At 32.1% G+C, this 14,339-nt stretch carries 10 protein-coding genes and 2 riboswitches; of the genes, 7 read left to right on the top strand and 3 right to left on the bottom strand.

Annotated features, from left to right (window positions below; genetic code table 11):
* Positions 1-23 precede the first annotated feature (23 nt).
* Positions 24-2,315, bottom strand: a complete 2,292-nt coding sequence (locus C661_RS0119485) for an ATP-binding protein (protein ID WP_017417018.1) — start codon at positions 2,313-2,315, stop codon at positions 24-26.
* Between the two features lie 243 nt (positions 2,316-2,558).
* Positions 2,559-2,740, top strand: a riboswitch (cobalamin riboswitch).
* 227 nt (positions 2,741-2,967) lie between these two features.
* On the opposite strand from C661_RS0119485, the gene C661_RS0119480 reads away from it, so the two are divergent.
* Both C661_RS0119480 and cbiB read left to right on the top strand, forming a co-directional pair.
* Positions 2,968-4,467, top strand: coding sequence for a cobyric acid synthase (locus C661_RS0119480; RefSeq protein ID WP_017417017.1), 1,500 nt, complete (start codon positions 2,968-2,970; stop codon positions 4,465-4,467).
* A 33-nt stretch (positions 4,468-4,500) separates the two neighbouring features.
* Positions 4,501-5,460, top strand: a complete 960-nt coding sequence (cbiB, locus tag C661_RS0119475) for an adenosylcobinamide-phosphate synthase CbiB (RefSeq protein ID WP_017417016.1) — start codon at positions 4,501-4,503, stop codon at positions 5,458-5,460.
* A 263-nt stretch (positions 5,461-5,723) separates the two neighbouring features.
* Here cbiB and C661_RS0119470 read toward each other — a convergent pair whose 3' ends face one another.
* The gene (locus C661_RS0119470) at positions 5,724-6,677 is read right to left on the bottom strand and encodes a ferredoxin-like domain-containing protein (RefSeq protein WP_017417015.1); all 954 of its coding nucleotides are present in this window, start codon (positions 6,675-6,677) and stop codon (positions 5,724-5,726) included.
* Positions 6,678-6,765: 88 nt separating this feature from the next.
* Entirely contained in the window at positions 6,766-8,391 is a 1,626-nt protein-coding gene (locus C661_RS0119465) for an FAD-dependent oxidoreductase (protein ID WP_017417014.1), read from the bottom strand.
* Positions 8,392-8,551: 160 nt separating this feature from the next.
* On the opposite strand from C661_RS0119465, the gene C661_RS0119460 reads away from it, so the two are divergent.
* The 5 genes from C661_RS0119460 (at position 8,552) to cobA (ending at position 14,227) form a co-directional block, all read left to right on the top strand.
* Positions 8,552-9,475 carry a LysR family transcriptional regulator gene (locus C661_RS0119460; RefSeq protein ID WP_017417013.1) on the top strand — a complete coding sequence of 308 codons (924 nt, stop codon included), beginning with the start codon at positions 8,552-8,554 and terminating at the stop codon, positions 9,473-9,475.
* 179 nt (positions 9,476-9,654) lie between these two features.
* Positions 9,655-9,826: riboswitch (cobalamin riboswitch) on the top strand.
* A 257-nt stretch (positions 9,827-10,083) separates the two neighbouring features.
* Positions 10,084-11,202 (top strand): pyridoxal phosphate-dependent aminotransferase, encoded by a 1,119-nt coding sequence (locus C661_RS0119455; RefSeq protein WP_017417012.1) that lies wholly within the window; start codon positions 10,084-10,086, stop codon positions 11,200-11,202.
* Between the two features lie 55 nt (positions 11,203-11,257).
* Positions 11,258-11,917 (top strand): NAD(P)-dependent oxidoreductase, encoded by a 660-nt coding sequence (locus tag C661_RS0119450; protein WP_017417011.1) that lies wholly within the window; start codon positions 11,258-11,260, stop codon positions 11,915-11,917.
* Positions 11,886-12,767, top strand: coding sequence for a hydroxymethylbilane synthase (gene hemC, locus C661_RS0119445; RefSeq protein ID WP_017417010.1), 882 nt, complete (start codon positions 11,886-11,888; stop codon positions 12,765-12,767). The genes C661_RS0119450 and hemC overlap by 32 nt, the downstream gene beginning before the upstream one ends.
* Positions 12,767-14,227 carry a uroporphyrinogen-III C-methyltransferase gene (gene cobA / locus C661_RS0119440; RefSeq protein ID WP_017417009.1) on the top strand — a complete coding sequence of 487 codons (1,461 nt, stop codon included), beginning with the start codon at positions 12,767-12,769 and terminating at the stop codon, positions 14,225-14,227. Before hemC ends, cobA begins: the two co-directional genes overlap by 1 nt.
* The last annotated feature ends 112 nt before the right edge of the window (positions 14,228-14,339 follow it).

The following is a 14,339-nucleotide window of genomic DNA, read 5'->3' as shown; positions in this document are numbered from 1 at the left end:
TTACTCATCATTATTAATGGGCTTTATTCATCTAATTCTTCATCAGCAAGACAAGGAAGGAAAATGGTAAAGGTAGTACCTTCGTCCACTTGGCTTTCTACAAGAATTCTTCCTTTATGACTTTTAATGATTTGATAAGAAATATTTAATCCTAGGCCTGTACCAGTTTCCTTTGTGGTATAAAACATGGTTCCTATTTTCTCTAGCTGTTCCTTAGTCATCCCTTTTCCATTATCAATAATTTTCATATACATTTCATTATTTTCTTCCACGTAGCCAGTTTTTATCTTAAGTGTCCGTTGAGGAACTCCATTCATAGCTTCTACTGCATTCTTGCAGATATTTAATACCACTTGCTTTATTTGGAGTTCATCACAAAGTAAATATCTTTCATGGTTAGAAATGTCTAGTTCCAAATTTATACCTTTAGTTATTGATGTGTTTTCAATTGTGTTTATAATTGACTCAAATAGGTCTATCATAGATATTTCTTCTAGTAGTACTTCTCTAGGTTTGGATAGAAATAAAAATTCACCTATTATTCTATTTACTTCATCAACATCCTTATTGATTTTTAATGCGTGATCTTTAATTTTTTCATCAACTGCATTTACTTCAATTAATTGGCAACGGCCTTTTATGGTAGTAAGAAAATTTCTAGTTTCGTGAACTATACCAGCCCCCATCTGACCTAATAATGCTAATTTTTCTTGCTGTTGTATAGCTTGTTGATGTTTTTTAATTTCTGTTACATCTGTATCTACACTTATTCCACCAATTATTTCACCATCAATATTCTTAATAGGGGCAGAGTAAATAATTAACTCAATATTATTTCCTTTATTAGTTTTAAGGGAAGCTTCGCATACATCAAAATCTTTTTCACCAGATAAAATTGCATAAGGATTTTCTTTTTTCTGGAAGGTGAGTAAATCATTTAACTTATCTATATCCATGCCTATAAGTTCTGCTTTATCTATTTCGAAGATTCTTTCAGCAGCCGTATTACAAAGCACTATTTTTTTATCCTTATCTATCATGATTATTGCATTATTAACAGCATTTAAGATGGTTTCTGTTTGAAGATGAAGGTTCTTAATTTCCTGTTCTTCTTTTGCATCTCTTAGTAAGGATATAACCCCATTGTTAATTCTACTATTTTTCACTGATAGTTTTTTATATTCTCCATTTCCAACTCTATATGTACGAACAACATTTAAAACTGATTTATCTCCCGATAAAACCATGTCTGAAAGGAGCCTTTCATCCTCTTCAAGTCTTGGAAATTTATGAAGAAACTCTTTTGTAGAAAGCCCTAGTACTTCACTTCTATCACAGATAAAGATTTCTTCAAATTTTTTATTTATATAGTTTATCTTGCTATTTTCATCATACATAAAAACACCAAGTGGAAGAGCGTCTAGTACATCGCTTAAAGTTTTAGAAAGACCGGTTATTTCTTCATTTGCTTTTGTTAGGTTTTCATAGGCATGTTCTAATTGTTTATGCTTATTTTCTAAGCTATCATAAGGATAAACAACTGCACTAGAGAAGACCCCCTTATAAATAAAGTAATAGGATACGGCTTTTAGAATATGGGCGAAAAGCCAAAGAATACTTTTTAAATCACCTGTAGTTAATAAAATTACCTCAGTAGTTATAATAGCTAACAAGGATAAAAAGATATATTGGTAGTTTAGCTCATCTTTTTTCTCAAACATATATGTTAGGTTTAGTGAAGTAAGGATTGCAAGATTAATTACGGCTACTTTAATTGCTGTAAGTATGTATGCAGAGCCAATATAGGGTAAGGTTAAGGTAAGAAGCTGGGGGATTAACACGGATATTCCTCCAAGCACTAATATGGTGATTCCTAACATAAAGGAATTAGCTATTTTAGTAATCTTAATTTTAAAGTTAAAAGTACCTATTAATATAACGGAAACTTGCATAAGCAATCCAATTTGATCTAAAAAGGTAGAAAGATTTAAGTGAACTGAATTTAAGAGGTTTGGACTGAAAAGATAATAGGTATGAACTAAATTATAGATACCAATTAGTAGAAATCCAAAACCTAGTACAGAAAAGCTCATAGAATAATGGGTATAATTATGCCAATATAGAGAAAATATACCCAAGGCAAAAAAAATGCAAAAACCTTCAAATATTATATGGTAAGTAACTAAATTATTTTCCCAATAGTTTTGGGTTAAATATAAAAACATTACAGATGGTAGAAGAAATAATAGGTATTTAATTAGAATCTTTACAATTAAGGATTTGGATAATTTTTTATTTTCTATAGCTACTTCCATGGTTAGCCTCCTTAAAGTTAATTCAAGTTTAATATAACATATATTTACAAAATATTGTATAATTTCATATAACAATTTAATAGAAGTATGAGTATTTAATAATACAAAATATCAGGTGCTATGTATTGTTGGATAATAATACCTTTTGATTATATTATACCTTATAAATAGAAAGAAAGTATAGAGCTGTCTTTCTTTTATATTATTGACTTAATCTAAAGTTAAAGCTATAATCATAATGAAAACTAAATATCTAATTTAGGTGCTTTTGAAGATAATTCAAAGGTGAAAAGGGAATGTGGTTAGATTCCACAGCAGCCCCCGCTACTGTAAATGAGGACGAACCTTGTAAACCACTCATAAGAGGAAGGTAAGGTGTAGAGAGATTCATGAGCCAGGAGACCTGCCTAAGTTTCAAACAAGCTTTCGGAGGGAAAGAACTATTGTTATGGAAAATATAAATATTTTTGTATTTGTAATAGTAGGGTAAGTCCTTGGGACTTACCCTTTTTTATTTTTACAAGCCTAGCAAAGTTAGGTAATATTGTTAAGTGAAATTTTTCAAGTCACTTCAGAGAACTTCTAAAAATTAAGCTACAATAGGATACAAGATGAGTTTCCTATAAAATAATATTGAAAGAGGGTTTACATAATGGCAAAGATTATGGTACAAGGTACTGCATCTTCAGTGGGAAAGAGTATTTTAGTTACAGCACTTTGTAGAATTTTTAAACAGGATGGATATTCAGTTTGTCCTTATAAATCACAAAACATGTCACTTAATTCATATATAACACTAGATGGAAAGGAAATGGGGAGAGCCCAGGTTCTTCAAGCCTATGCAGCAGGACTTGAACCACAGGTGTTTATGAATCCAATACTTTTAAAACCTACTTCTGATAAGAAGTGTCAAATTGTTTTTAATGGAGAAGTATATGGAAATAGCGATGCAAAAGAATATCACAATTTAAAGGTTGAATTTAAGGATGAACTGAAAAATCAATTTCAGGACCTTGAAAATAACTTTGATATTATTGTTATGGAAGGGGCAGGAAGCCCAGCAGAAATCAATTTAAGAGAAAATGACATTGTAAACATGGGAATGGCTGAACTAGTAGATGCTCCAGTAATTCTTGTTGGAGACATAGATAAAGGAGGAGTATTTGCTTCTCTAGTTGGAACTTTGATGCTTTTAAGTGATGCTGAAAGAGAAAGAGTAAAAGGTACAATAATAAACAAATTTAGAGGAGATATAGGTCTTTTAGAACCGGGAATTAAAATGCTTGAAGATATCTCTAAAAAGCAGTGTTTAGGAGTAGTACCACATTTCACTTTAGCTTTAGAAGATGAAGACGGGGCAGTGGAACTTAATAAACAGGTGACAAATAAAATTGATATTGCAGTAATAAAACTTCCTCATATATCAAATTTTACTGATTTTGATGCCTTAAGTTGTGAAGAAGATATTTCACTTAGATACATAACAAATGTAAAGGAATTTAAAGATCCAGATTTACTTATTATACCAGGAACTAAGAATACACTTGGAGATTTACAAGCTTTAAAATCCTCAGGGCTTTCTGAGAAAATTTTAGAATATAGCAAAGATGGGGAGATCATAGGAATTTGTGGAGGGTATCAAATTCTAGGAAAAACCCTTGAAGATCCAATGGGAGTGGAAACAAACTTAAAGGTTATGGAAGGTCTAGGACTTTTAGATACTAAAACAGTATTTGAAGAAAAGAAGGTTACTACTAGAGTTGAAGGAACTATAGGTAATGAAGTACTTCCAGAAGCAGAGAGAAATATAGAGCTTTATGGCTATGAAATTCATATGGGAAAAACAACCTTAGGTGAAGGCGCAACCCCTTTAGTTAAGATAAGTAAGAAAAATAATGATTTTGAAGATTATTTTGATGGAGCAATAAATAAAAAAGGAAATATCCTGGGAACTTATATTCATGGAATTTTCGATGGAGTTAATTTTAGACAATATATAGTAAATAAGCTTAGAACTAAGAAGGGTATAGAGGCTAAAAAATCTATGGAGTACGAAAGTCTAAGGGATAAAGAATTAGATAGACTTGCAGATATTGTTAGAAAGTCTTTAGATATGGATAAAATTTATGAAGCAATGGGGTTTAGAAAATAGCAAGTTTTGTTACTAAAGTATAAGGAGTATAGCATGTTTAACTTTAATATTAAACTCAATATAATTTATATGTTTTTTGCTGCCATTATAGATTTTATAGTTGGTGACCCTTTATGGTTACCACACCCTATAATTTATATTGGAAAGCTGATTAGCAAATTAGAAAAGATTTTTAGAGGAAAATGCAAGTCAGAAAAAGGGCTTAAGCTTTGTGGGGGATTTATTGTGATTATAGTGGCAGTGAGTACCTACCTAATTCCTTACATGCTTCTTTATGTAGCTAGAATTAATATCTATGTTTTTCATGGATTAAATATATTACTGCTTTGGACAACACTTGCAGCTAAGTCCTTGTATAATGCAGGGGTTGATGTATATCGCCCTTTAATAAAGGGTGATATTGAAGAGGCTAGAGTTAAATTATCTTATATTGTAGGAAGAGATACAAAGGAGCTTAGTGAACATGAAATCATAAGAGCTACTGTTGAAACCATTAGCGAAAATACCTCCGATGGGATAATAGCACCTATTATCTATGGAATTGTTGGGGGAGCTCCTTTGGCTATGATGTATAAGGGTATAAATACCATGGACTCAATGCTAGGTTATATGAATGAAAAGTTCAGATACATTGGCTTCTTTCCAGCAAAGACTGACGATGTATTTAACTTTATACCTGCTAGAATTACAGGAGTTTTAATGTGTATAGTGGCACCTTTATTAGGTGGAAATATAATAGGGACCTTTAAAATAATGATAAGGGATAGAAAAAATCATAAAAGTCCAAATTGTGCTTATCCTGAAGCAGCTACAGCAGGTGCTTTAAAAATACAACTTGGAGGAACTAACTCTTACTTCGGTGAAGTTATGTATAAACCAACCATAGGAGAACCTATTAAGGAACTAGCAGTGGAACATATTTTTCAGACAGGAAAACTAATGTATTTAACGGAAGTACTACTATTAATACTGGCAATGTTATGGGTAGTATAATTTTAGATTCCAAAATTAATTTATTTCTTTAATAACATTTTTAAAGCTTAATGATTAACGACTTCTATAGGTGATAGATATCTTCCTAAAGAATTGCTTTGGTAGTAGTCCAAATTCGCTTCCAAAGTTGTTAAACAAAATGAACTTGTTTATTATTTAATAAACTATAAGGGAACTAAGATAAACTTATATAAATTTATCTTAGTTCCCTATCAATATTACGATATTATTAATATGATTGTCGTAGGAGATAAAAGATTAGATTAACAAGTAGCTCCACCAACTAAGTGATATTCGCTGTTTATTATTTCATCTTTTCTATCTAAAAGATCATTAGCTAGTAATTGAGCTTCAATATTTTCAAACCCAATTCTTTCAATGGTTTGTGATAAACGTTCTCCAGTTTTCCCTTGTTCTCTATATAAAAGTATAACCTTTTCAATTAGATTAATAGCATCTTCCCTATTAGTGAATACCTTGCTAAGAGGAATACCATGAGCTACACGCTTTCCCCATCTGCCCCCAATGTAGATTTTGTAACCTACTATGCCATTTTCAATAGCATCAAAATGACACTTCCCAATGCAACGACCACAGTTGTTACATTCCTCTTTATTAATCTCTAATAATCCATCTACAACTTTAGCAGCATTTACTGGACAGACCTCTTCAATAGAGCACTTCTTACAGCCATTACAATAATCTTCATCGAAGTTAGGAATTAACTGACCAATAATTCCTAAATCGTTTAAATCAGGTTTAACGCAGTTGTTTGGGCATCCGCCTACGGCAATTTTAAATTTATGAGGTAATTTAACACTAGCATATTCTTCATAGAATTTGTGATGAATTTCTTCAGATAGATCAAAAGTATCAATTAGACCATACTGACAGGTTGTACCTTTGCAAGAAACTATTGGTCGCACTTTAGAACCAGTTCCACCAGTAACAAGACCTTCTTTAGCAATATATGTTCTAAAATCTTCAATCTTATCGTAGGGAATACCTTGACATTCTATTGTTAGTCTTGTAGTTAAGGTTACAATACCATTTCCATAAAGTTCAGCAGCCTCTGCAATACATTTAAATTGAGCTGCTGTAATTTTACCATTAACAGTGATAACTCTTCCTGAAAAATTATCAGTTCCCTTATTGCTAAGAAAACCTAGAGCTTTTACTCTTTTTTCATTATTAGAATTAATAGTTAAAGTTGCCATAATTTTAGACCTCCTATTAAGCATTTTTAAAAGAAAATTTCTAGCATAATTGAACTATTTTTAAAAGTTTAAAAGGTAAATTGACTTTTTAAAGTATAATTTCATTAAAAGTACTACCGCCTTCGAGAACTAAGGTATTAGTGTAACCAAAGTATTTCAAGCGATTTTGTAACATATATGCACGCTTACCTTTTGCGCATATTAAAAGCAATTTTTCATGTCTCATTAAATCAGGTAACTCTCCATTTACTTTTGTAAGATCTATATAAAAAGCACCCTCTATACTTGGGTTAATAGATGCATCAACAATTTTATATCCTGTAGCTCCACCCTCTAGGTACTCCTTAGGAGTAATGCTATTAAGCTCTCCATGAATCTTATTTAGTAGAATATTCACAGTGTGAGTGAAAGGATGAATTGCAGTAGAAAATGGAGGTGCATATGCTAAGTCCATATTCTCAATATCTTCTAAAGTAGCATTCATAGATAGCGCAGTTACAGCAATATCTACTATTTTATCTACTGCTCCTTTTCCAAGAACATGAAGACCTAGCAATTTTTTAGTTAGCTTATCAGCTATGATTTTTATTATAAAAATTGAGGCATCAGGATAATAGTGAGCCTTATCATCTACTACTGTTACAACAGTTTCTACATTAAAACCTAAGGCCTTAGCAGCACTTTCTGTTAAACCAGTTCTTCCTACGTTAAGTTCAGGAAGTTTTGCCACTGCTGTCCCTAAAACTCCCTTGTAACTTGTTTTTTTACCGTTGATGTTTTGGGCTAAAATACGCCCTTCAATATTAGCGGAAGAGCCCATGGGAGACCAGGTAGGTGTTTGTGTAATTCTATTGGTTATGCAAGCACAATCTCCAACAGCATAAATATCAACTAGGTTAGTTTCTAAGAACTCATTTACCTTAATGGTTCCATTAGGTATTAACTCAATGTCAGTATCATTCAGAAAAGCTGTATTAGCACGAATACCTAGAGAAAGGATAACAGCATCTGCTTTTATAGTACGCTTATCAGTTATAACTTTTTCAACTTTTTCTTCTCCAAGAATAGCTTGAAGTTTTGTTCCTGTTAATGTAATTATGCCATGATTAGCTAAGTGATTTTCAGTATAATGCGCAAATTCACTATCAAAGCCAGGCAATATATGATCTGCCATGTCAATTACAGAAACTTTAATACCCTGAGCAAGCAGGTTTTCTGCAACTTCAAGGCCAATAAAGCCACCACCAACTACAACAGCCCGTTTAATTTCACCAGCTTCAATTGAGGAACGTAAGGAAATAGCGTCATCAGGAGTTCTCATAAAGAAAACACCTTTTAAATTTGTTCCTTCAATAAGTGGCTTTATTGGATCAGCACCAGACGCAATAACTAACTTATCATACTCATGTGTATAAGTATCCTTTGTTTTTAAATTTAGTGCTTCAACAGTCTTATTCTTAGGGTTAACCCTTAATACTTCCACCTCTGTTAACACTTCAACTCCAGTTAAATTGGAAAAGCTCTCTGGTGTATTAACTATTAGCTTATTCTTTTCCTGAATTACATTGCCCACATAATAAGGTAGTCCACACCCCGCATAGGAAATATCCTTACTTTTTGTGAGTATAGTAACCTGACAGTTACGATTTTCGCGTTTTAGCTTTGCTGCTACCTTTGTACCAGCAGCTACACCACCAATAATAAGAACTTTCATGATTTCACACCCTTTGTACTTTTTTTAACATTGTCATAATATTAGCATAACACTTGTTTAATTAATAAGAAAGTGATAATATCTTATGAAAGTCATAGGTAAAACCTATCAATAATTTCTAGTAAGTTTAGATTTTTATAAAAAGGATGTGAAAGAAAATATGACAATAAGGCATCTAAGAATATTTGTTGAAGTAGCAGAAAGTGGGAAAATGAGTATAACTGCATCAAAGTTTTTCATTTCTCAGCCTACAGTAAGTCAAGCGGTAAGGGAGTTGGAAGAACATTATGGAGTCCTTTTATTTGAACGTCTTTCTAAGAAACTTTATATAACAGAACAAGGTAAGAAACTGCTTTCTTATGCTAGGCAGGTCATAAACCAATTTGATGATTTAGAGGAAAGGATGTTTGAGGCAAAGCATAAAGAGAAAATTAGGCTTGGAGCAACAATTACAGTGGGAAATTGTATTCTTACTGATGTTATTAGCGACTTTAAAGCTAGTAACCCTGAAGTTGAAACCTATGCCTATGTAAATAACACGCAGATAATAGAAGATAAACTACTAAAATCTGAACTTGATATTGGAATTGTAGAAGGAAATATAAAAAGTTCTGAACTTGTATGCATTCCTGCAGTAGATGATTATCTAGTTCTTGTTTGCAGTACTAAGCACCCTTTTGCTAAAAAGGCTAAAGTCACATTGAAAGAACTTCTTAATGTGAACTTTGTAATGAGGGAACAGGGAAGTGGGACTAGGGAGCTATTTGAAAATTATATGGCAGAGCACGGGTTAACAGTAAAAACTGTATGGGAAAGCAATTGCCCAGGAGCCATTAAGCATGCAGTAATAGAAAATCAATGTTTAGCTGTTATATCAATTCGCTTAGTTGAGGATGAAATAAAAAATGGAGAAATTCATGTTATCCAAAATTCTCAGCGGGCATGGAATAGACATTTTAATATTGTATATCATAAAAATAAATTTATAAGTGATTCCATGGAAAGCCTTATAGAAGTAGTGAAGAATCATAAACATACAGATATTTTAATAGGAGCTAATCCAAGTCAATTAATCAATCATTGATGTAAGTCTACAATAATATCTGAGAAGAAATACTTTTAGCATATATAAGTTTTTTCCGTACCTACAAATTATAAAGGTGAAGTATGAAAATACTTAGGTCATATAAGTATTAACCTATAAATTCCAAAACTAAAATTGTTGACTAAATTTTGCTTTAGGGCTATAATTACCTTGAAAACTAAATATAGTATTTTTAGGTGCTTTTAAATAAGTGAAAAGGGAATGTGGTTAAATTCCACAGCAGCCCCCGCTACTGTAAATGAGGACGAACCTTAATAGCCACTCGTAAGAGGAAGGTAAGGTGTAGAGAGATTCATAAGCCAGGAGACCTGCCTAAATTATAAACAATCTTTCGGAGGGAAAGAACTATTGTTATATAAAAATTTAGTTTTTGGAATTTGTAATAGTAGGTGGACCTTTCAGGTTCACCTTTTTTATTTTTTACTAACATCATATTATTAGTAGAGTAATTTGTGATGTTAAGTAAAGAGTGACTTACAAAACAAAAGGTCATAATAAATATAATTATAACTATTGTAATTATGCTTATTGTAGTTATAGGGGGACCTGAGATTCTGGCACATATAGTAAGGTAAGGAAGTGAAGCTATGAAACATGGTGGAGATGTATATAGTGATGGCTTATTAAAGGGAACAAAATTGTTAGACTATAGTTCAAATATAAATCCGCTGCCTATATCTAAAGAGTTTTCATCTCATATAGATGAAGCTTTAAATAATGTTATGTTATATCCAGATGTAAAATATAGAACTTTAAAGGATAACATAATTACATATCTTCAAGCTAGTGAAGAATATTTCTCTAAAGAAAATAAGGGAAACCATGAAAAGAATTATTTAGCTAGTATAAGCAGAAGTAATATTCTTGTAGGAAATGGCGCCTCAGAAGTTTTAGATTTAATAATAAGTAGTTTAAAATCTATAACTATTGTAGTTCCTTCCTTTGTGGAGTATGAGGATTTTAGTAAAAAACATGGAGTGAAAATTAACTATGCCTATGTTAATGAAAATATGGAGTATAATTACAAGGAAATTCTTTTAGCTGTAGAAAATACTGAGGCATTGATTATAGGTAATCCCAATAATCCCAATGGATGCGTTATTAATTTTGAAAACTTTGAAGCTATCCTGAAGAAGTGTGAAGAGCAGCATAAGCTTGTTATTATAGATGAAGCTTTCATAGAGTTTGTATTAGATTATGATAAAAGTCTTATTAAATATATAGACAAATATAGCTCTTTAGTAATTATAAGAGCAATTACTAAGTTTTATGGTATGCCAGGAATAAGATTTGGATACGGTATAACTAGGAATAAAAATATACTTGAGTATTTTGAAAATAATCAAAATCCTTGGTCAGTAAATTGTTTTGCAGAGTTAGCTGTTAAGTATGCTCTAAAGGATAAAGGGTTTATAGAAGAATCTAAGCTATGGATAGAAGACGAAAGAAATTTTATGCACAATGCCCTTTCCACCATAGAATTTATTGAGAAAGTGTACATAAGTTACGGAAACTATTTTCTTTGTAAGTTAAAATATATTAGCAGTAGTGAATTTTATGAAAATATGCTAAGAAGAGGAATACTAATAAGAAACTGTAATAACTACGTAGGTTTAGATAATTCATATGTAAGGCTTGCAATAAAGGATAGAAAAGCTAATGAAATTTTAATTGAGGAATTAAAAGATATTGAAAGATCACTATAGTTTTAATTCATAAAAATCTGTAACAAGAAAGAAGTATTAGTAGTGAGGAAGTACTATGAATAAAGAGAATAATTCTGAAGATTTTACTTTTCTTTGTTTAAATGCTAAGAAGGTAAAGGTACTATTAGTAGGTGGTGGAATATCAGCCTTAGTTAAAGCTAAATCCTTTTTAAAAAAGGGGTTTACAGTACACTGTATTGCACCAAGCTTTAAGGAAGAACTTTTCAGCTTAAAGTCTGAAAAGCTAAAGATCACAATAGGGAATTTTGAGGATTATCTTATTAACACTTGCCACTTAGTTGTGATTTGCACTAGTGACAACAGGATAAATAAGCACATTAGAGAATTATGTGATAGCAATTGCAAAGTTTATATTGATACCACAATACCAGAAGAATCAATGGCAACCCTATGTGCAACGACCTCAAGTAAGGAAACTAGTGTAGGAGTAAGGCTTAAAGGTAAGAGCCCTAAAACCTCACAATTTTTAGCTAATAAAATAAAGAATTACATAGCTACCTATGATGATTATATTTCTTTTGTAACTGAGCTGAGAAGGCGTATGAAGGATTTTCCTAAAAGGTTAGAAGTTTTAGATTTTGTTTCTTCCGAAGACTTTTTATTTTTCTTTCAAAGGAGTTACGGTGAGAAAGTATTAGATTTATTTTACGGGGGTGAGAGTATTGAATTTGAAAATAGCTACAAGAAAGAGTAAGTTAGCCTTAGTGCAAACCGATTATGTTATAGAGATTGTTAAGAAGTTTCATAATATTACTTGTGAAAAAGTCTTAACAGATACTTTAGGAGATCAAAGATTAGATGTGACTCTTGATAAAATAGGTGGTAAGGGCTTATTTATTAAGGAACTAGAAAAAGCAATATTAGAGGGGCATGCTGATGCAGGAGTTCATAGCATGAAGGATGTGCCCTATGAAATGCCAGAGGGATTTGAAATTGCAGCCATGCCTGTAAGGGAAGATGTGAGAGATGCCTTTGTTTCTATGAAGGGTGTAAAATTTAAGGATTTAAAACAAGGAGCAAGAGTAGGAACTAGTAGTAAAAGAAGAGCATCGCAACTTCAACTACTAAGACCAGATATTGAAATTGTTCCAATTAGAGGAAATGTGCAAACTAGGATTGATAAGATAGAACGTGAGAATCTAGATGGAATTATTCTAGCAGCTGCAGGACTAAAAAGACTTGGTATGGAGAGCATCATTACAGATTATTTTGAGCCAAATGAAATGGTGCCAGCCATTGGTCAAGGAGCTCTTGGAATAGAAATTCATGAGAATTGCAAAAATAGTGAAGCTTTCAAGACTTTAGATAATCCAATAGTAAGGCTTTGTGTTGAAGCTGAAAGAAGCTTTATGAGAGAACTTAAGGGAGATTGCAATTGCACTATTGGAGCTTATGCAACTCTTCACGGGAATACACTAAATGTAGTGGGTATCTATGAGGTAGAAGGAAAGCTTATTAAGGATAGTGTAAGTGGGAATAAAGAAGACTATATAAATCTAGGTAAGGAACTTGCTGATAAAATACTTACCAGTGGGAGGAACTAATGGGTAAAGTATATTTAATTGGAGGTGGCCCTGGTAATGAAGACCTCATTACCTTAAAGGCAATAAAAGTGCTGAAAAAATGTACAGCCATAATGTATGATAGGCTTTCAGGGGAAGGCATTCTTAAGTATGTAAATAAAGATGCAGTGATTTATTATTGTGGTAAGGAACCAGGAAGCCACTATAAAACTCAAGATGAAATTAACGAAATGCTTGTAACTTTAGCAAAACAAGGTCATACAGTAGGCAGGGTAAAAGGTGGAGATCCTTACATTTTTGGTCGTGGAGGAGAAGAAGCCTTAGCTCTTATAGAAGAAAATATAGAGTTTGAAGTAGTTCCAGGCATAACCTCACCAATTTCAGTTTTAAACTATGGTGGTATTCCTGTGACCCACAGAAAAATAGCTCAAGGTTTTCATGTGTTTACTGGAAAGAGTGTAGACAAACTGAATTTGGATTTTTCTATAATAGCTAAGCTTAAAGGTACTTTAATATTTATGATGAGCTTTGAAAGCTTAGAAAGAATAACCTCAGAGCTAATTAGCAATGGAATGGATGGAAGTACCCCAGCTGCTGTAGTAATGAGAGGAACTACCTCGAAGCAAAAAAAGGCTACAGGAACTATAAAGGATATAGGAACTTTAGCTAAAGCTAAGGGACTAGCAAATCCAGCTATTATTGTTATTGGGGAAGTAGTGAAATTTCATGATAAGCTTAACTGGTTTGAAAAGAAAGCTCTCTTTGGAAGAAATATTTGTATTACTAGAACAAAGGAACAAAGTGAGGAAATCAGTGAAAAGTTAAAGGAGTTAGGTGCTGAAGTTACTGAGATAAACTCAATTAAAATCAGTGAAACTAAAGCTAATATAGAACCTTTTCTACATAAATTAGAGGAGTATCATTATATAGTTATAACCAGTGTTAATGCTGCCAATATATTTTTCGATGCATTAATGGAAAAAAATATAGATACAAGAACTATAAGGGCAAAGTTTGTAACCATAGGACCTTCTAGTGATAAGGCGGTAAGAATAAGAGGAATAGTACCTTATTTAACAGCTAATGAATATGTAAGTGAAAAGTTGTTTGAAGTTATGGAACCAATTTTAAAACCTGGAGATAAAGTGTTATTACCACGGTCTAAAAATGGAAGACCTTACATGGTAGAAGCATTAACTAAAGTAGGTTGTGAAGTTGATGATTGTCACATATATGAAACTGTTCTTGGAGAGAATAATAATCTTGGTCAGTTTAAAGAAGTTGATACCGTAATTTTCACTAGCCCTAGCACTGTAAAAAATATGATAACTTTAGTTGGCATAGAAGCCATAAAAGAAAAAAAGGTTATATCCATTGGACCTATAACCTCTAAAGAGTTAGACAGACAGGGAATACACTATGGGCAGTGTAAGGAAAGTAGTCATGAAGGAGTTATAAAACACCTTTTAAATAATGAATAAGTTCAGTTTGTTTATAGACTTCTAAATAAAATTAAACCTTCAATGAAGTTTAATTTTAATGAAGAGTACCATCTCTAGCTGAAAAGAAATTTAACAATCTAAAATGCTATTA

The sequence above is a fragment of the Clostridium tunisiense TJ genome, assembly GCF_000300195.1.
GTDB classification, from domain to species: Bacteria; Bacillota; Clostridia; order Clostridiales; family Clostridiaceae; genus Clostridium_J; species Clostridium_J tunisiense.
The sequence above is the reverse complement of the archived record's forward strand: the minus strand, read 5'-3'. Positions and strand labels throughout refer to the sequence as shown.

Excerpts from the sequence above, each read along its gene's own strand:
- C661_RS0119450 (WP_017417011.1), top strand. The coding sequence starts at position 11,258 with ATGAATAAAGAGAATAATTCTGAAGATTTTACTTTTCTTTGTTTAAAT.
- C661_RS0119470 (WP_017417015.1), bottom strand. The coding sequence starts at position 6,677 with ATGGCAACTTTAACTATTAATTCTAATAATGAAAAAAGAGTAAAAGCT.
- cobA (WP_017417009.1), top strand. The coding sequence starts at position 12,767 with ATGGGTAAAGTATATTTAATTGGAGGTGGCCCTGGTAATGAAGACCTC.
- C661_RS0119480 (WP_017417017.1), top strand. The coding sequence starts at position 2,968 with ATGGCAAAGATTATGGTACAAGGTACTGCATCTTCAGTGGGAAAGAGT.
- C661_RS0119455 (WP_017417012.1), top strand. The coding sequence starts at position 10,084 with ATGAAACATGGTGGAGATGTATATAGTGATGGCTTATTAAAGGGAACA.
- C661_RS0119485 (WP_017417018.1), bottom strand. The coding sequence starts at position 2,315 with ATGGAAGTAGCTATAGAAAATAAAAAATTATCCAAATCCTTAATTGTA.
- C661_RS0119465 (WP_017417014.1), bottom strand. The coding sequence starts at position 8,391 with ATGAAAGTTCTTATTATTGGTGGTGTAGCTGCTGGTACAAAGGTAGCA.
- cbiB (WP_017417016.1), top strand. The coding sequence starts at position 4,501 with ATGTTTAACTTTAATATTAAACTCAATATAATTTATATGTTTTTTGCT.
- C661_RS0119460 (WP_017417013.1), top strand. The coding sequence starts at position 8,552 with ATGACAATAAGGCATCTAAGAATATTTGTTGAAGTAGCAGAAAGTGGG.